General features: G+C 71.1%; 17 protein-coding genes. 11 read left to right on the plus strand and 6 right to left on the minus strand.

Features of this window, described 5'->3' with window-relative positions:
- The first annotated feature begins 53 nt into the window (after positions 1–53).
- Entirely contained in the window at positions 54–1,832 is a 1,779-nt protein-coding gene (locus YWY_RS0112730) for a 3-hydroxyacyl-CoA dehydrogenase family protein (protein WP_028847914.1), read from the plus strand.
- Between the two features lie 67 nt (positions 1,833–1,899).
- Here the strand turns inward: YWY_RS0112730 and YWY_RS0112735 are convergent, their stop codons facing one another.
- Positions 1,900–2,124 (minus strand): FmdB family zinc ribbon protein, encoded by a 225-nt coding sequence (locus tag YWY_RS0112735; protein ID WP_028847915.1) that lies wholly within the window; start codon positions 2,122–2,124, stop codon positions 1,900–1,902.
- Between the two features lie 160 nt (positions 2,125–2,284).
- Here YWY_RS0112735 and YWY_RS0112740 point away from each other — a divergent pair, with 160 nt between their 5' ends.
- Positions 2,285–3,436, plus strand: coding sequence for an alkaline phosphatase family protein (locus YWY_RS0112740; RefSeq protein WP_425426128.1), 1,152 nt, complete (start codon positions 2,285–2,287; stop codon positions 3,434–3,436).
- Positions 3,437–3,484: 48 nt separating this feature from the next.
- On the opposite strand, the gene YWY_RS21850 is transcribed toward YWY_RS0112740, so the two are convergent.
- Positions 3,485–4,003 carry a GNAT family N-acetyltransferase gene (locus YWY_RS21850; RefSeq protein ID WP_245566661.1) on the minus strand — a complete coding sequence of 173 codons (519 nt, stop codon included), beginning with the start codon at positions 4,001–4,003 and terminating at the stop codon, positions 3,485–3,487.
- A gap of 51 nt (positions 4,004–4,054) precedes the next feature.
- On the opposite strand from YWY_RS21850, the gene YWY_RS0112750 reads away from it, so the two are divergent.
- The 4 genes from YWY_RS0112750 to YWY_RS0112765 all read left to right on the plus strand — a co-directional run bounded on the left by YWY_RS0112750 (position 4,055) and on the right by YWY_RS0112765 (position 8,823).
- Positions 4,055–4,798 carry an alpha/beta fold hydrolase gene (locus YWY_RS0112750; RefSeq protein WP_028847917.1) on the plus strand — a complete coding sequence of 248 codons (744 nt, stop codon included), beginning with the start codon at positions 4,055–4,057 and terminating at the stop codon, positions 4,796–4,798.
- Between the two features lie 157 nt (positions 4,799–4,955).
- The gene (gene ctaD, locus YWY_RS21855) at positions 4,956–6,767 is read left to right on the plus strand and encodes an aa3-type cytochrome oxidase subunit I (protein WP_084609231.1); all 1,812 of its coding nucleotides are present in this window, start codon (positions 4,956–4,958) and stop codon (positions 6,765–6,767) included.
- On the plus strand, positions 6,764–8,038 hold the full coding sequence (gene serB, locus YWY_RS0112760; RefSeq protein WP_028847918.1) for a phosphoserine phosphatase SerB: 1,275 nt from the start codon (positions 6,764–6,766) through the stop codon (positions 8,036–8,038). The genes ctaD and serB overlap by 4 nt, the downstream gene beginning before the upstream one ends.
- Positions 8,035–8,823, plus strand: coding sequence for a peptidyl-tRNA hydrolase (locus tag YWY_RS0112765; RefSeq protein WP_028847919.1), 789 nt, complete (start codon positions 8,035–8,037; stop codon positions 8,821–8,823). The genes serB and YWY_RS0112765 overlap by 4 nt, the downstream gene beginning before the upstream one ends.
- Positions 8,824–8,827: 4 nt before the next feature.
- On the opposite strand, the gene YWY_RS0112770 is transcribed toward YWY_RS0112765, so the two are convergent.
- Together YWY_RS0112770 and YWY_RS0112775 are read right to left on the minus strand one after the other, a co-directional pair.
- Positions 8,828–9,169 (minus strand): hypothetical protein, encoded by a 342-nt coding sequence (locus YWY_RS0112770; RefSeq protein ID WP_028847920.1) that lies wholly within the window; start codon positions 9,167–9,169, stop codon positions 8,828–8,830.
- Positions 9,170–9,212: 43 nt separating this feature from the next.
- A complete protein-coding gene (locus tag YWY_RS0112775; RefSeq protein WP_245566662.1) occupies positions 9,213–11,438 on the minus strand; it encodes an ATP-dependent DNA helicase in 2,226 nt (741 codons plus the stop codon).
- Between the two features lie 129 nt (positions 11,439–11,567).
- Here YWY_RS0112775 and YWY_RS0112780 point away from each other — a divergent pair, with 129 nt between their 5' ends.
- Positions 11,568–12,224, plus strand: a complete 657-nt coding sequence (locus tag YWY_RS0112780) for a choice-of-anchor P family protein (protein WP_156899230.1) — start codon at positions 11,568–11,570, stop codon at positions 12,222–12,224.
- Between the two features lie 93 nt (positions 12,225–12,317).
- Here the strand turns inward: YWY_RS0112780 and YWY_RS0112785 are convergent, their stop codons facing one another.
- The gene (locus YWY_RS0112785; protein WP_028847923.1) at positions 12,318–12,890 is read right to left on the minus strand and encodes a nicotinamidase; all 573 of its coding nucleotides are present in this window, start codon (positions 12,888–12,890) and stop codon (positions 12,318–12,320) included.
- Entirely contained in the window at positions 12,865–14,196 is a 1,332-nt protein-coding gene (locus YWY_RS0112790; RefSeq protein WP_028847924.1) for a nicotinate phosphoribosyltransferase, read from the minus strand. The genes YWY_RS0112785 and YWY_RS0112790 overlap by 26 nt, the downstream gene beginning before the upstream one ends.
- 84 nt (positions 14,197–14,280) lie before the next feature.
- On the opposite strand from YWY_RS0112790, the gene clpS reads away from it, so the two are divergent.
- The 4 genes from clpS to YWY_RS0112810 all read left to right on the plus strand — a co-directional run bounded on the left by clpS (position 14,281) and on the right by YWY_RS0112810 (position 16,691).
- Entirely contained in the window at positions 14,281–14,583 is a 303-nt protein-coding gene (clpS, locus tag YWY_RS0112795; RefSeq protein ID WP_028847925.1) for an ATP-dependent Clp protease adapter ClpS, read from the plus strand.
- 18 nt (positions 14,584–14,601) lie between these two features.
- Positions 14,602–15,156, plus strand: a complete 555-nt coding sequence (locus YWY_RS0112800) for a DUF2017 domain-containing protein (protein WP_028847926.1) — start codon at positions 14,602–14,604, stop codon at positions 15,154–15,156.
- Complete coding sequence (locus tag YWY_RS21860; protein ID WP_051310199.1) at positions 15,153–16,211, plus strand: P1 family peptidase; 1,059 nt, start codon at positions 15,153–15,155, stop codon at positions 16,209–16,211. The genes YWY_RS0112800 and YWY_RS21860 overlap by 4 nt, the downstream gene beginning before the upstream one ends.
- 63 nt (positions 16,212–16,274) lie before the next feature.
- Entirely contained in the window at positions 16,275–16,691 is a 417-nt protein-coding gene (locus YWY_RS0112810) for a M67 family metallopeptidase (RefSeq protein ID WP_028847927.1), read from the plus strand.
- Positions 16,692–16,714: the final 23 nt, after the last annotated feature.

Raw genomic sequence — 16,714 nt, forward strand, 5'->3', positions numbered from 1 at the left:
CTCTGGCGCGCCGCGACGATACCCAGGAGTAACCGGAGCACGGGAGGCATGCAGTGGCGCGTGAGTTCTCATCGGTGGGCGTGATCGGGCTGGGCACCATGGGCGCGGGCATCGCGGAGGTGTTCGCCCGCAGCGGGCTGGCGGTGATCGGCGTCGAGGTCGACGACGCGGGCATCCAGCGGGCTCGTGAGCACATGGAGCACTCCACCGGTCGCGCGCTGGCCCGCGGCAAGATCGACGAGGCGACCAGGCAGGAGATCCTCGGCCGGATCCGCTACACCACCCAGCTGGACGACCTGGCCGAGGTCGACCTGGTGGTCGAGGCGATCCCGGAGCACCTGGACGCCAAAGCGGACGTGTTCGCCAAGCTGGACAAGGTCACCAAACCGGACGTGATCCTGGCGTCCAACACCTCGTCGCTGTCCATCACCGAGATCGGCGTGCACACCCAGCGGCCGGGCAAGGTCGTCGGCATGCACTTCTTCAACCCGGCGCCGGTGCTCAAGCTGGTCGAAGTGGTGCGCACCGTGGTCACCGAGCAGGACGTGATCGACGACGTGGTGGCGCTGGCCAAGCGGATCGGCAAGACCCCGGTGGTGATCGGCGACCGGGCCGGGTTCATCGCCAACGCGCTGCTGTTCGGCTACCTCAACCACGCGGTGCGGATGTTCGAATCGCACTACGCCACCCGTGAGGACCTGGACGCGGCCATGCGCTTCGGCTGCGGCTATCCGATGGGGCCGTTGCAGCTGCTCGACCTGATCGGCCTGGACACCGCCTACGAGATCCTCGACTCGATGTACCGGCAGTCGCGCGACCGGCTGCACGCCCCGGCGCCGCTGCTGAAGCAGATGGTCTCCGCCGGCCTGCTCGGCCGGAAGGTCGGCCGTGGCTTCTACACCTACGACCGGCCGGATTCGCCCAACGTGGTCGACGACCACCTGACCCCGCGCAGCAAGGCGGGCGAGGACGGGCCGACCCGCCAGGTGCGCACGGTCGGCGTGGTCGGCACCGGGACGATGGCGACCGGCATCGCCGAGGTGTTCGCCAAGTCCGGCTACGACGTGGTGCTGCGCGGGCGGTCCCAGGAGAAGGCGGAGGCCGCGCTCGGCAAGGTCCGCAAGTCGCTGGAGCGCGCCGTGGCCAAGGGCAAGCTGACCGAGGACGAGGCCGCCGCGGCGGCCGGGCGGATCAGGCCGGTGGCCGAGCTGGCCGAGCTGGCCGATGCCGACCTGGTGGTCGAGGCGGTCGCCGAGGACCTCGAGGTCAAGCGCGGCCTGTTCGCCGAGCTGGACGCGGTGGTCAAGCAGGGCGCCATCCTGGCCACGACAACCTCGTCGCTGCCGGTGGTGGAGTGCGCGGCCGCCACCAAGCGCCCGGCGGACGTGGTGGGCATGCACTTCTTCAACCCGGCGCCGGTGATGAAGCTGGTCGAGGTGGTGCACACCATCAACACCGCCCCGGACGTGGTGGCCACCGTGAACGCGGTGTGCCGCCAGACCGGCAAGGTGGCGGTGAACTGCGCCGACCGGGCCGGCTTCATCGTCAACGCGCTGCTGTTCCCGTACCTGAACGACGCAGTGAAGATGCTGCAGGCGCACTACGCCGAGGCGGCGGACATCGACACTGCGATGAAGGTCGGCTGCAGCCTGCCGATGGGCCCGTTCGAGCTGCTGGACGTGGTCGGCCTGGACGTCGCGCTGGCTATTCAGCGAACGCTGTACAACGAGTTCCGCGAGCCGGGCTTCGCGCCTGCGCCGCTGCTGGAACACCTGGTCACGGCCGGCCGCCTGGGCCGCAAGACCGGAAAGGGTTTCTGGGAGTACAACTGACGCGTGCGGCGCCGACGGCCTGCCGGGCACGCCCCGGTGGGCCGCAGGCGTTCCGGTGCCTTTTCGGTCAGCTGCAGCAGCACCCTCCGCCACAGCACCCTCCACCGGACGGCGGGGGCGGCGCCGGCGACGAGGGACGGGACGCGGTACCGGTCAGCGCCACGGTGGTGAGCAGCTTGACCGTGTCGGTGTGGCCCGCCGGGCACTTCGCGGGCGCGCCGGACTCACTCATCGGCCGGTTGAGTTCGAACGTCTCGGTGCACACCCGGCAGCGGTAGGCGTAGGTCGGCATGGGCTCATTATCCCGCCGCCTGTGCCGTGACCGGCGCATCTCGGTACGGTCCGGCCCGCCACGCCGGGCGGCGGCCCGGCGTGCGAAACGGGGCGGCCGCCTCGGCGAACTTCGGCGCACGGGGTGCCACGACCGGTCGCCGATGTGGCACGCTCGCAGCGTGCTGCCACGACCCGATCACAGCCTTCCCCATCTGGCCGACGTGGTGCCGTCGGTGCTGGCCGCCATGCGGGTGCCCGGGTTCGACGCGATCGTCGACCTGCCCGGCGATCGGAGCGGCGCCTGCGTGCTGCTGATCGACGGGCTCGGCACCGAGCTGCTGGACGCCCATGCCGAGGACGCCCCGGTGCTGACCGAACTGCGCGAAAGGGACCGGAGGGACATCCACGTCGGCTTCCCGTCCACCACGGCCGCCGGGCTGGCCGCGATCGGCACCGGATGCCGGTCCGGCGAGCACGGCATGGTCGGCTACACGTTCCGCCTGCCCGAGGCCGGGGTGATCAACGCCCTGCGCTGGCGCGCGCACCCGGCCAGCCGGGACGAGGGGGACCTGCGGCTGGCGTTCCCGCCGGAGCAGGTGCAACCCAAGCCGACCGCCTTCCAGCGGGCCGTGACCGCGGGGACGACGGTCACGGTCGTCTCCGGCGCCGAGTTCAGTGGCTCCGGGCTGACCAGGGCGGTGCTGCGGGGCGGGCAGTACGTCGGCGTGCACGCGCTGGGCGATCTGGCCGCGGAAGTCCGGCAAGCCGTCGGCGGCGGCGGGTTGTGCTACGGCTACCACGGCCAGCTCGACATGCTCGGGCATCTGCACGGACCGGGCTCGTTGGCGTGGCGGATGCAGTTGCGTCAGGTCGACCGGCTGGTGGAGTCGCTGGTGGAAGCCCTCCCGCCGGGTGGCCTGCTCGCCGTCGTGGCGGACCACGGGATGGTCGCGGTGGATCCGGAAGAGGTCGTGGACGCCGACGCATGCGCGGAACTGACCGAAGGTGTCCGGGAGATCGGCGGGGAGGCCAGGGCCCGCCACGTCTACGTCGAGGACGGGGCCGCCGCGGACGTGCTGGCCGCGTGGCGGGAAACGCTCGGCGACCGGGCCTGGGTGGTCAGCAAGGACGAGGCGATCGCGGCCGGCTGGTTCGGCGAGCGGGTGGAAGACCGCGTGGTGCAACGGATCGGCGACGTCGTTGCGGCCGCCCGCGGCCGGGCCGGGGTGGTGCGCCGGTCGTACGAGCCACTGGAATCCCGGCTGATCGGGCAGCACGGGTCGCTGTCCACCGCCGAGCAGCTGGTGCCGTTGGTGCTGGCCTACCGCTGAGCTCGCCACGCTCGTCGGCCCCGCTGCTGGGGTGGCGACGGGACGAATTCAGCCGTGGGCGTGTCGCCGCAACAGCACCTCGGTGAACCCGTGCTGGGTGCGCTCCCGCCACACCGTGAACCCGAGTTTCTCGGCGACCCGCAACGACGGCGCGTACTCCGGCGTGGTCACGATGGACACCGGGCGGCCGGGCATCTCGCGCTCCGCCCACTCCACCGCCTGCCGGGCGATCTCGGTGGCGTATGCCTTGCCCCAGTGCCTCCGGTGCAGCCGGTACGCCAGGTTCAGCACCGGCTCGCCGTCCTCGACGTGCCTGCGGATGCCGCCCAGGCCGACGACGTCCCCGGACGCCGGGTCCACCGCGATCCAGTACGACAGCCCGTACTCGTCCCAGTCGGCCAGCCATCCGGTGAAGCGCTCGCGCGCCTGCTCCGGCGTCAGCGCCATCGGGTCCCAGCGGTTGGCCTCCGCGTCCCGGTACAGCGCGACGACCTGCTCCCGGTCGGCAGGCCACAACCGGCGCAGCAGCAGCCGCTCGGTGCGGACCTCCGGCAGGACGGGACTCACCCGCACGACAGTAGGCGCGGTTCGGACACAATGGGGCCCATGACGGCCGGTGTGAGGGATTTGCCACTCGTTTTGTTGCACGCGTTCCCGGTCGACGCGCGGATGTGGGACGGCGTGCGTGCGCCGCTTGCCGCCCACACCCGGGTGATCACCCCCGACCAGCGCGGGCTCGGCCGCTCCCCGATGCCGCTGACCGACCGTGCGCCGTCGCTGGAGGACGCCGCCCGCGACGTCGTCGTTCTGCTGGACAAGCTGGGCATCGAGCGGGCTGTCGTCGGAGGCTGCTCGATGGGCGGCTACGTCACCATGGCCCTGCTGCGCATCGCGCCGGAGCGCGTCGGTGGCCTGGTGCTGATCGACACCAAGGCCGCGGCCGACACCGCGGAAGCGCGTGCCGGCCGGCTGGCGATGGCGGACCGGGTGGAGGCCGAAGGGGTGGGGTTCCTGCCCGAGGCGATGTTGGCCAATCTGCTCGGCAGCACCACCCGTGAGCGGCGGCCGGAAGTGGTGCAGCGCGTGCGGGACATGATCCTCGACCAGCCGCCGGCCGGTGTGGCGTGGGCGCAGCGGGCGATGGCGGACCGCCCCGATTCGTTCGACACGCTGCGGTCGGCCGACGTCCCCGCCCTGGTCCTGGTGGGCGAGGAGGACGAGCTGACCCGCGCCGACCAGGCCCGCGCGATGGCCGAGGCGCTGCCGAACGCCCTCTTGGAGGTCATCCGCGCCGCCGGTCACCTCGCTCCGGTGGAGGCGCCGGAGGCGGTGGCGGAGGTCATCGCGAGCCTGTGGCGCTGACCTGCGGATACCGCCGCGTGACGAGCCCAACTGTGATGTGGAGCGAGGTTGTGCGGGATCACAGAAGGCGCCCGGATAGGATCACGGCAGCTTCGTTCCCCGGGTAGGTGGGTTACCCGGAGTCCGAAGGTCCCCGAGTGACTGCAGGAGGCAGGCAGTGACGGCCGTAGCGCCCCAGCCGATCGCGACGCGTCCCCAACCGGCGACCCCCCGGCTCAAGGGTTCGTTCATGCTCAGCATGTTCAAGACCACGGACCCGAAGCAGCTGGGCATCATGTACCTGGTGGCCTCGTTCGCCTTCTTCATGATCGGCGGTGCGATGGCCATGCTGATCCGCAGCGAGCTGGCGGTCCCCGGGCAGCAGTTCCTGTCGTCTGAGCAGTACAACCAGCTGTTCACCATGCACGGCACGGTCATGCTGCTGCTGTACGCGACGCCGAGCGTGTTCGGCTTCGCCAACCTGGTGCTGCCGCTGCAGATCGGCGCCCCGGACGTCGCGTTCCCGCGGCTGAACGCGTTCTCCTTCTGGCTGTTCCTGTTCGGCAGCCTGGTCGCGCTGTCCGGCTTCCTCACCCCTGGCGGGGCCGCGGACTTCGGCTGGTTCGCCTACGCGCCGCTGTCCAACGCCATCCACTCGCCGGGTGTGGGCGCCGACCTGTGGATCGTCGGGCTGATCCTGTCCGGCCTGGGCACCATTCTCGGCGCGGTCAACATGATCACCACCGTGGTGTGCATGCGCGCGCCGGGCATGACCATGTGGCGGATGCCGATCTTCACCTGGAACATCCTGATCACCAGCATCCTGGTGCTGATCGCGTTCCCGATCCTCACCGCGGCGCTGTTCGGGCTGCTGGCCGACCGCCACCTGGACGCGCACGTGTTCGACCCGGCCTACGGCGGGGTAATCCTCTACCAGCACCTGTTCTGGTTCTTCGGCCACCCGGAGGTCTACATCATCGCGCTGCCGTTCTTCGGCATCGTCAGCGAGATCTTCCCGGTGTTCAGCCGCAAGCCGATCTTCGGCTACAAGGGCCTGGTGCTGGCCACCATCGCCATCGCGGCGCTGTCCACCGCGGTCTGGGCGCACCACATGTACGCCACCGGTGCGGTGCTGCTGCCGTTCTTCAGCTTCATGACGTTCCTGATCGCCGTGCCGACCGGCGTGAAGTTCTTCAACTGGATCGGCACGATGTGGAAGGGCAGGCTGACGTTCGAGTCGCCGATGCTGTTCTCCATCGGCTTCATGGCGACGTTCCTGCTCGGCGGCCTGACCGGCATCCTGCTCGCCGCCCCGGCGCTGAACTTCCACGTGTCGGACACCTACTTCGTGGTGGCGCACTTCCACTACGTGCTCTACGGCACGATCGTGTTCGCCACGTTCGCCGGCATCTACTTCTGGTTCCCCAAGTTCACCGGCCGGATGCTGGACGAGTCGCTGGCCAAGTGGCACTTCTGGCTGACCTTCATCGGGTTCCACACCACGTTCCTGGTGCAGCACTGGCTGGGCAACGAGGGCATGCCGCGCCGGTACGTCGACTACCTGGAGTCCGACGGCTTCACGACGCTGAACACCATCTCCACCATCGGTGCCTACATCCTGGGTGCCTCGACGCTGCCGTTCCTGTGGAACGTGTTCAAGTCCTACCGGTTCGGTGAGCGGGTGACGGTGGACGACCCGTGGGGCTACGGCAACTCGCTGGAGTGGGCCACCAGCTGCCCGCCGCCGCGGCACAACTTCACCGAGCTGCCGCGGATCCGGTCCGAGCGGCCCGCGTTCGAGCTGCACTACCCGCACATGACCGAGCGGATGCACGCGGAGAAGGAAATCTCCTTCACCGGCAAACCGCTGCACAACCGCCACCAGGCTCCGTCCGAGCAGATCGCCGAGGCCACTGCGGCCGGGACAGCGACGTTGACGCTGGACGCCGAGCCGGAGCGGCGCGACGACGGCAAGCCTGACGACCGGTGACCGAGGCAGCACCAGGCCAGACTCCGGTCCTCATCACGGTCACCGGTCCGGACAAACCCGGTGTCTCGTCGGTGCTGTTCGCCGCCCTGAGCAAGCACGGCGTGCGCATGCTCGACGTCGAGCAGGTGGTGATCCGCGGGCAGCTGGTGCTCGGTGTGCTGGTCGCCACCGACAAGGACCCGGAGGGCCTGCAGGAGGCCGTCGAGCAGGCGATGGCGACGGTGGCCATGCAGGTCGCCGTCCGCATCGGCGAGGACATCGGGGACGACCCGTTCGCCCAGTCGTCGCGCGGTTCCAGCCACGCCGCGGTGATCCTGGGCCACCCGGTGACGGCGCGGGCGTTCGCCGCGGTCGCCGAGCGGCTGGCGGCCATCGGCGCCAACATCGACGCGATCCGCAGCATTGCCGACTACCCGGTGACCGGCTTCGAGTTGCATCTGTCGGTGAAGGAGAACGGGCCGGACGCCGACGACGAGCTGCGCCGGGCACTGGCCGACGTGGCCCGCTCGGCGGGCGTGGACATCGCTGTGGAGCAGGAGGGCCTGTCCCGCCGGGCCAAGCGCCTGGTGGTGTTCGACGTCGACTCCACGCTGGTGCAGGGCGAGGTCATCGAGATGCTGGCCGCGCACGCCGGGGTGGAACAGGAGGTCGCGGCCATCACCGACGCGGCGATGCGGGGCGAGCTGGACTTCACGCAGTCGCTGCACCAGCGGGTCGCCCTGCTGGCCGGCCTGCCCGCCTCGGTGCTGGACGAGGTGGCCGGCCGGATCGAGCTCACGCCCGGTGCCCGCACCACGGTGCGCACGCTCAAGCGGCTCGGCTTCCGCTGCGGGGTCGTCTCCGGCGGGTTCACCCAGGTGATCGCACCGATCGCGGAAGAACTGGGCCTGGACTTCTGCGCGGCGAACCAGCTCGAGATCGTCGACGGCACGCTGACCGGCAGAGTGGTCGGCGACGTCGTCGATCGCGCCGGGAAGGCGGAGGCACTGAAGCGGTTCGCCGCCGAGTACGACATCCCGCTGGAGCAGTGCGTGGCGGTCGGTGACGGCGCCAACGACATCGACATGCTCTCCACCGCGGGCATGGGCGTGGCGTTCAACGCCAAGCCCGCGTTGCGGGAAGTCGCCGACGCGGCGCTGAACTACCCGTACCTGGATGCGCTGCTGTTCATACTGGGCGTCACCCGCGCCGAGGTGGAGGCCGCCGACATCGCGGACGGCATCGAGCTGCGGAAGCCGCCGACGTATCCACTGCCCCCGTCGCGATCATGACCGGATCGGCATCGGTCCTCGCGCCGCTGCGCGCGCGTTACGCCTCGTGGCTGTCGCTGCCGGAGGACCGGGTGGCGGACACCTCGGACGAGGATCCGGCCACGGTACGGGCGATGCAGCTGGTGATGCGGATCGAACGGCAGGATCCACCGCGGCGAACGGACGTGCTGGAAGCTGCCGCAGCGGCCGCTGTCGCGGTGTGCCTCGATCCGCGCAGCCGTCCCGGCGGCGAGTGGCACGACGAGGTCGCCGCCTGGGTCACCGGACGGATCCGGAAGGTGGCACGGCGAGCGCGTGGCGCGCACTGGGCAGCGGCGCAGGACGTCCCCGGACTGACCGTGACGGTGGGAACCGCGCAGGTGCGCGCCCTGGTGCCGGGGCTGGTGTCCGCCGTGCCGAAGGTGATCTCCCGGCTGCAGATCTCCGGCACGGAACTTCCGGCGGACGATCCCGAGCCGCCGCAGCCGGGTGACGGGCCGGTGTTGTGGATCAATCCCGAAGTCCCCATGACGGTGGGGAAGGCGGCGGCCCAGGTCGGCCACGGCAGCATGCTGCTGGCGTCCGCGCTCGGTCCGCGGCGGCTGGCGGAGTGGGCGGCCACGGGCTTCCGCTGCGTGGTGCGCACGCCGTCGGTCGAGCACTGGCGCCAGCTGCTGCCGGGCGACGATCCCGCGGGTGCGTGGGAGCGGCGGCGGGTGCTGGCGGTGCGGGACGCCGGGTACACCGAGATCGCCCCGGGAACGATCACCGTGCTCGCCGTCGATCCCGGCGGCCGGAGCGGGTGAGCGCCTACCCCTTCGGCGCTTCCCACACCACGTACGCCTCGTCGGCGTCGGTGGTCATGGCCTCGATGAAGCGTTCGTTGTCGAACCCGGGCAGCATCTGCAGCCGCTCGATCAACGCATCGGCCGCCGGATCGCCGCTCGGCACCGCGGTGCCGTTGCCGGAAGCCCCGGCCAGCATCAGGAAGACGTCCTCCTTCCACGGGCTTTCCGGGATCACCCTGATCACCACGGCGGTGAGCTCGTCCCAGGTGACCGCTTCCTGCGAACCATCGGCGAGCGTCCTGCGGACACCGGTGTCGTCGACCGTGATGGACCGCGACTGCGCGGTGCGCGGATCGTGAACCAACAAGAACTCCTTATGCGCGTAGATGTTCCACCGTAACGCCGCGTCACGATCGGGGCCGCTCCGGGGCCCCGGCGCCCTTGGCGGCGGCATCCAGGCGGCGCAGTGCCGCCTTGGCGATCTCCGGGTCGGTGGTCGGCCAGAACGGTGGCAAGGACGCGCGCAGGAAACGGCTGTAGCGGGCGTTGGCCAGCCGCGAGTCGAGCACGGCGACGACCCCGCGGTCGGACGTCGACCGGTGCAGCCGGCCCACGCCCTGGGCGAGCAGCAGGGCGGCGTGCGCGGCCGCGACGGTGAGGAATCCGTTGCCGCCGCGCGCTTCCACCGCCCGTTGCCGCGCCGATTGCACCGGGTCGTCCGGGCGCGGGAACGGGATGCGGTCGACGACGACCAGTTGCAGCGACGGTCCCGGCACGTCGACGCCCTGCCACAGCGAGAGGGTGCCGAACAGGCAGGTCCGGGGATCGTCGGCGAACTGCCTGACCAGCAGTCCGGTGGCGTCGTCGCCCTGGCACAGGATGGGGAAGCCGACGCGCTGACGAAGCTCGTCCGCGGCCTGCTTGGCGGCTCGCATCGAGGAGAACAGGCCAAGCGTGCGGCCACCCGCCGCCTCGACCAGCCCGGTCAGCTCGTCGAGCACGGCGTCGCTCAACCCGTCACGTCCCGGCGGGGGCAGCCGCCGGGCGACGTACAGAATGCCGTTGCGGGCGTAGTCGAACGGGGAACCGACGTCGAGGCTGCGCCAGCGCAGTCCGCTCCGGTCACTCGGCGGCGGCTTGGCCGTCGCGGTGGCGGGGTTGGGCGAAGCCGTCTCCCGGTCGTCACGCGGGTCGGCGGGACCGGGTTCTCCGGCTCGGTCGGGTTCGTCGTCCGCAGGGCCGACCGCTGCGACGCTCGATCCGGCCACCTTGGTCTCGTCCGGCAGCGGCGTCGGCTCGTGGCCGGAGCGGGGGAGCCCCCATTGCATCGCCAGCGTGTCGAACGTGCCGCCAAGCGCCAAGGTCGCCGACGTCAGCACGGTGGTCCTGGTGCCGAACAGCCGCTCCCGCAACAGCCCGGCCACCGACAGCGGAGCCACGTACAGGGCAGGAGGCCGGGAACTGCCACCCGATTCCGCCTGCCGGTCCTGCGACCGCCACACCACGTCGCTGCGTCCCCCGGCTTCCTCGTCGAAGGCCTCGAGCATGCGGACGGCCGTGTCGTGCACGTCGTCGAGCGCGGTGCGGGCCAGCTTCCGGGCGATGGCTTCGCCTGCGTCTTCCCGGCGCTCGGGACCCAAGGCGGTGATGCAGCCGTGGGCGGCATCTCGGACCGTCCGCAGGGCACCCGCCACTGCCGGTGGCAGGCTGTCCAGCCGCCCACCGGGCAGCTCGCCGAGCACCAGGCTCAGCCCCTCGGACGCCTCCATCAGCAGATCCGCCTGCTCGGCGTCGATCAGCCGTCCGCAGCGCCGCGCTGCCGTGGCGACCATGCCCGCGGTGAGCTCGGCCGTGGCCGACGAGGTGACGCGGTCCACCAGGTCGTGCGCCTCGTCCACGATCACCAGGTCGTGCTCGGGCAGGATCTGGCGGCCCTGCAGCGCGTCGATGGCCAGCAGCGCGTGGTTGGTCACCACGACGTCGGCCCGGCCGGCCTCGGCCCTGGCGTGCTCGGCGAAGCAGTCGCCCGCCAGCGGGCACTTGGCGGCGCCCAGGCACTCCTTGGCGGTCACCGACACCTGACGCCATGCCCGGTCCGAAACCCCGGGCACGAGTTCGTCGCGATCCCCGGTGACGGTCTCCGACGCCCACTCGTGCAGCCGTTTGACCTCCTTGCCGGTCCGGCTCAGTGCGGCCGGGTCGAACAGGCCGGCGTCGTCCGGTTCCTCCGGTGCGCCGGAGGACACCCGGTGCACGCACAGGTAGTTGGCACGGCCTTTGAGGATGGCGAACTCCGGCGCGCGGCCCAGCGGGCCCTGCAATGCCTTGGCCAGCCGCGGCAGGTCGCGGTCGACCAGCTGCCGCTGCAACGCGATGGTGGCGGTGGACACCACGACCGTGCGACCGGAAGCCACCGCGTAGCGCACGGCGGGGACCAGGTAAGCCAGTGACTTGCCGGTCCCCGTGCCCGCCTGGACCGCCAGGTGCTCGCCGGTGGCGATCGCCTGGTCGACCGCTTCGGCCATTTGGACCTGGCCCGGCCGGGTGGTGCCGCCGATCGCTTCGACGGCCACGGCGAGCAGGTCGCTGACGCCGGGCAGATCGGTGGCGGTGGTGTCGGTCGCGGATGCCACGGCGATGACGGTACCCGCGCCGGGGCCGCCACACGTCCGGGTGGTGCGGGCGCGCCGCGGTCATTTTTCCCGCCGTTGCGGTCGATGTTCGGTATGACAGCGATCAGGAGGGGGAGCACCATGTCGTCCATGAAGCGTCGCCCGTTGCTTGCGGCTGCCGCAGCAGCGGTCATGATGACCGGCTTGACCAGTGCGAACGCCCACGCCGTCGCGCCGGGGGCGAGTGGTTCCGGCTCGCTGGGCGCGGTGGACGTGATCGTCGGCGGCGAGCCGGTGCACCAGCTGCCGATCGCGCCGTGCGACGTCGACGGCGAGCAGACCGGCGAGTCCGGCAGGGTCACGGTCGGCGATGTCGCGACGTTCTACGGTGGGAAGACCACGTGCGCCGTCGGCGAGGGAGAAGAAGCCGAGGTGACGGTGAGCGGGGATCGGTTCGTCACCGACGTCCTGCGCCAGTGGGGCGGCCCGCGGATCCGGCTCAGCGGCTACGACGTGTCCTGCCGGACCAGCGAGAACGGCAGCTCGGGGTGGTTCGAGCTGCGCGGCATCGGGGGCATCGAGGTCCCCGAGGAGGTGCCGCCGAACTACACCGCGGAGATCGCCGGCGACGACCCGGAGGGCCCGCCCATCGCCAAGGTGGTGCTGAACGAGTTCGTCACCCCGGAGCCGCCGGACGGCTCGATGACCATGACCGCCATGCGGATCGTGCTGTTCCCCGAGGGCGGTGAGCAGGCCGGTGGCGACATCACCGTCGGCACGGTGGCCTGCGACCCGTTCGGCGGCTGACGCGCCTGCCCGTCCGGCGTCGGGCACGGCTGCCGAAGGCGATCCCGCCGGGACGGCGGGGGTGCGGCGGGCGGTGCCGCCGTTTCGGTCTTCTCAGCCCACCCGGGGTGAGCCGGTGAGCTCGACCCCTGCCCGGCGCAGTTCGTCCAGCGCCTTCTCCACCGTCTCCCGGGAGACACCCGCCGTGTAGTCGAGCAGGACACGCGTGGCGAAACCGGCCTTCGCCGCGTCCAGCGAGGTGGCCCGCACACAGTGGTCGGTGGCGATCCCGACGACGTCGACGCGTTCCACGCCGCGTTTCCGGAGCCAGTCCGCCAGCCGCTCGCCGGAGCCGGTCTCGCCTTCGAACCCGGAGTAGCCGTGGGAGTACTGGCCCTTGGAGAACACTTCCTCGATCGGGCCGACGTGCAGCGCCGGGTGGAACGCCGCTCCAGCCGTGCCTGCCCGGCAGTGGGGTGGCCAGGAGCGCACGTAGTCCGGGTTGTCGCTGAAGTGCTCGCCCGGATCGATGTGGTAGTCGCGCGTGGCCACCACGTGCGCGTACTCGCCCTTGGTGGCCAGCTTGGCCGAGATGTCCTCGGCCACCGCGGCGCCGCCGGTCACCGCGAGCGCGCCGCCCTCGCAGAAGTCGTTCTGCACGTCAACGATGATCAACGCCGAACTCATCGCCCGCCGCCTTTCTCGGGAGCACGACCGTCGGGATGGCCGGCTCGCCGTGGGACAGGGTCAGGCCTTCCCACGGCAGGCTGACCAGCGCCCGGCGCAGGTGCTGTCTGCTGTCCTCCAGCGTAGGGAGATCGGGCACCGGGACACCACCGCGCATCAGCGGAATCGGCAGCGTCCGGTCGTGCGGGCCGAGCTCGGGCGGCTCCTGCGCGGGGAAGACGACCTCCTCGACGGCCGTTCCGGTCTCCTTGTACCGGCGCAGCGCGGACTTGCGGCCGCCGTGCGTCTCCTTGTTCAGGCTGCGCTTGGCCACCGGCCGCCCTTCGACCTCGACCAGCTTGTAGACCATGTGCGCGGTCGGCGCGCCGGACCCGGTCACCACGGACGTTCCGACGCCGTAGGCGTCCACCGGCTCGGCCCGCAATGCCGCGATGGCGTGTTCGTCCAGGTCGCCGGACACCACGATGCGGGTGTCGGTGGCGCCGAGGCGGTCCAGCTGCTCACGCACCTGCCTGGCCAGGACACCCACGTCACCGGAGTCGATGCGCACCGCGCCGAGTTCGGTCCCGGCGACGCGCACGGCGGTCTCCACGCCCCGGGTGATGTCGTAGGTGTCGACCAGCAGGGTGGTGTCGGTGCCCTGCGTCTCCAGCTGAGCGCGGAACGCTTCTTCCTCGCTGTCGTGCAGCAGCATGAACGCGTGCGCCACGGTGCCACGGGTCGGGATGCCGTACTGCCTGCCCGCTTCGAGGTTCGACGTGGCCGCGAACCCCGCCAGGTACGCCGCCCGCGCGGCGGCGACGGCGGCCTGCTCGTGGGTGCGCCTGCCGCCCATCTCGATGATCGGCCTGCTGCCTGCCGCGGTGACCATCCTGGCTGCCGCGGACGCCACCGCGCTGTCGTGGTTGAGGATCGACAGCACCACCGTCTCCAGCACCACCGCCTGCGCGAACGGGGCGCGCACGGTGAGGATCGGGGAGCCGGGGAAGTACAGCTCGCCCTCCGGGTAGCCGTCGACGTCACCGGAGAAGCGGTAGTTGGCCAGCCACTCCAATGCGTCGTCGGGAACGATCCCGGTGGCCGCGAGGTGGTCCAGCTCGGTCTCGTCGAACCGGAAGCTGGTCACCGCTTCCAGCACGCGGGCGGTGCCGGCCACCACGCCGTACCGCCGCCCGTCCGGCAGCCGGCGTGCGAACACCTCGAACACGCATTCCCGCTCGGCGCTGCCGTCTCGCAGCGCACTGGCCAGCATGGTCAGTTCGTAGTGGTCGGTCAGCAGCGCGGTGCTGGCGCCAGGGGCTGTCATGGGACCACCCTATGACCACTCGATGATCATCGCCGGGCCTTGCCTCGGTGTTGCCTCTCGCGTGGCGCGTGCCACCATAGAAGTATGTCCACACCAATGCCCGCGGCCGTAGATCCGCAGGTTGACCAGGAGGTCGATGAACTCGGCAAGACCGACAAACCGTGGCAGACCGTCGTGTGGAACGACCCGGTCAACCTGATGTCGTATGTGACGTACGTGTTCCAGAAGCTGTTCGGGTACAGCCGGGAGAAGGCGACCAAGCTGATGCTGGACGTGCACCACAAGGGCAAGGCCGTGGTGTCGTCCGGGTCGAAGGACAAAGTGGAAAGCGACGTCAAGAAGCTGCACGCCGCCGGCCTGTGGGCCACGATGCAGAAGCCGTCGTAGCGAGGTGCGAGCTACGCGGTGAAACCATGGAAGCGGCGCGGTGCCCGGGTGATTGCCGGGTTCGACCAGCAGGAGGCCGCGGTGTTGCGCGGCCTGGTCCGGCAGGTGGAGGACATGTTGCGGGCCCGCGCGGACAGTGCCCCGAAGGACGAGCTGAGCGAGCTGACCGGGATCAGGACCGGACCGTCCAGCGCGCCGGACGACCCGGTGCTGAAACGCCTGCTGCCGGACTTCTACCGGCTGGACGAGCAGGCCGGCCCGCAGGAACGTGCCGAGATGGCCGCCTTGCGCTCGCTGCACGAACCCGAGCTGGTCGACGCCAAGATCGGCGTGGCAGGCGTGGTGCTGGAGACGCTGTCGCCGCAGGGCGGTGAAGTGCGCTTGTCGCTGGAGCAGGCCGATGCGTGGCTGAGCGCGATCAACGACGTGCGGCTGGCGTTGGGCACGGCGCTGGACGTCCAGGAGGACATGCCGGACGAGCTGCCCGAGGACGACCCGCGGGCGCCGCACCTGGCTGTCTACCACTGGCTGACGTACATGCAGGAAAGCCTCGTCCAGGCGATGGCGGCATGACAGCGCCCGGCCCGCACAACGCGATCACCGACGTGCCCGGGGTGCTGGTCGGCCACTTCCACCGGATGGCGGACGGCTGGGCGACCGGGACGACGGTGGTCCTGACACCCGCGGGCGCCACCGGAGGCGTGGATGCGCGCGGCGGCGCGCCCGGCTCGCGGGAAACGGATCTGCTGGCGCCGCAGAACCTCGTGCAGCAGGTGCACGGGGTGTGCCTGTCCGGCGGCAGCGCCTACGGCCTGGCCGCCGCCGACGGCGTGATGCGCTGGCTGGGCGAGCGACAGCACGGCTTCCCGGTCGGCGCGCAGCCGCACGAAGTGGTCCCGATCGTGCCCGCCGCGGTCGTCTTCGACCTGCCCAGGTCGGCGTGGGGCAACCGGCCGGACGCCGAGTTCGGCTACGCGGCGTGCGCCGCGGCGGCCACCGGGCCGGTCGCCGAGGGCTGCGTGGGCGCCGGGACCGGCGCCAAGGTCGGGTCGTTGTCCGGCGGCGTCGGCACGGCCAGCGAGGTCACCTCGTCGGGGTTCACCGTCGGCGCGCTCGCGGTGGTCAACGCCAGTGGAGAGGCGGTCGATTTCGCCACCGGCCGGCCATGGGCGGCCGATCACCAGCTCGCCGGGGAGTTCGGCGTGGCGGCCTGGCCGGACCGGCCGGGGGAGCGGCCCGCAGGCGCAGCCGCACCGTTGAACACCACCATCGGGGTGGTGGCGACCGACGCGGCGCTGACCAAGGCCGAGTGCCGCAGGCTGGCCATGTCCGCGCAGGACGGGCTGGCCCGTGCGATCCGGCCCGCGCATTCCATGTTCGACGGCGACACCGTGTTCGCGCTGGCGACTGCGGAGCGCGAGCTGACCACGGCGCAGGGGCCGTTCGCCGCGCCGATGCGGGCCGCCGCGCTCGACGAGCTCTGCGCGGCCGCCGCCCGGACGTTCGCCCGATCGATCGTCCGGGGCATGCTGCAGGCCACCGCGGTGGCCGGAATGCCTGCCTACCGGGACATTTGGCCTGGTGTGGTCGGCGGCGGCGGGCATCGCCCTGCGCCGGGCACCGCGTGACTCCGGCTACCTTTGCCGTCTCATCATGCGGACTTTCGCTTTCCACGTCCTAGGATCGATGCTGTGTTGCAGATTCGCCGCGAGCTGGTTGACAAGATCGTCGCGCACGCGCGGGCGGATCACCCCGACGAAGCGTGCGGGGTGATCGCCGGGCCTGCCGGGTCGGACGATCCGCAACGGTTCATCCCGATGGTCAACGCCGCCCGGTCGCCGACGTTCTACGAGTTCGACTCCGGCGATCTGCTCAAGCTCTACCGAGAGATGGACGAGCGCGGCGAGGAGCCGGTGGTCATCTACCACTCGCACACCGCGACCGAGGCCTACCCGTCACGCACCGACGTGGCGCTGGCCGCGGAGCCGAACGCGCACTACGTCCTGGTGTCGACCAGGGACCCCGACGAGCACGAATTCCGTTCGTTCCGCATCGTCGACGGTGTCGTCACCGAGGAGCCGGTCAAGATCATCGAGCCCGAGTCGTAACGACTTGAGCACCAACAGCGGAG

Origin of the sequence: Thermocrispum agreste DSM 44070 (genome assembly GCF_000427905.1) — a bacterium.
Taxonomy (GTDB): domain Bacteria; phylum Actinomycetota; class Actinomycetes; order Mycobacteriales; family Pseudonocardiaceae; genus Thermocrispum; species Thermocrispum agreste.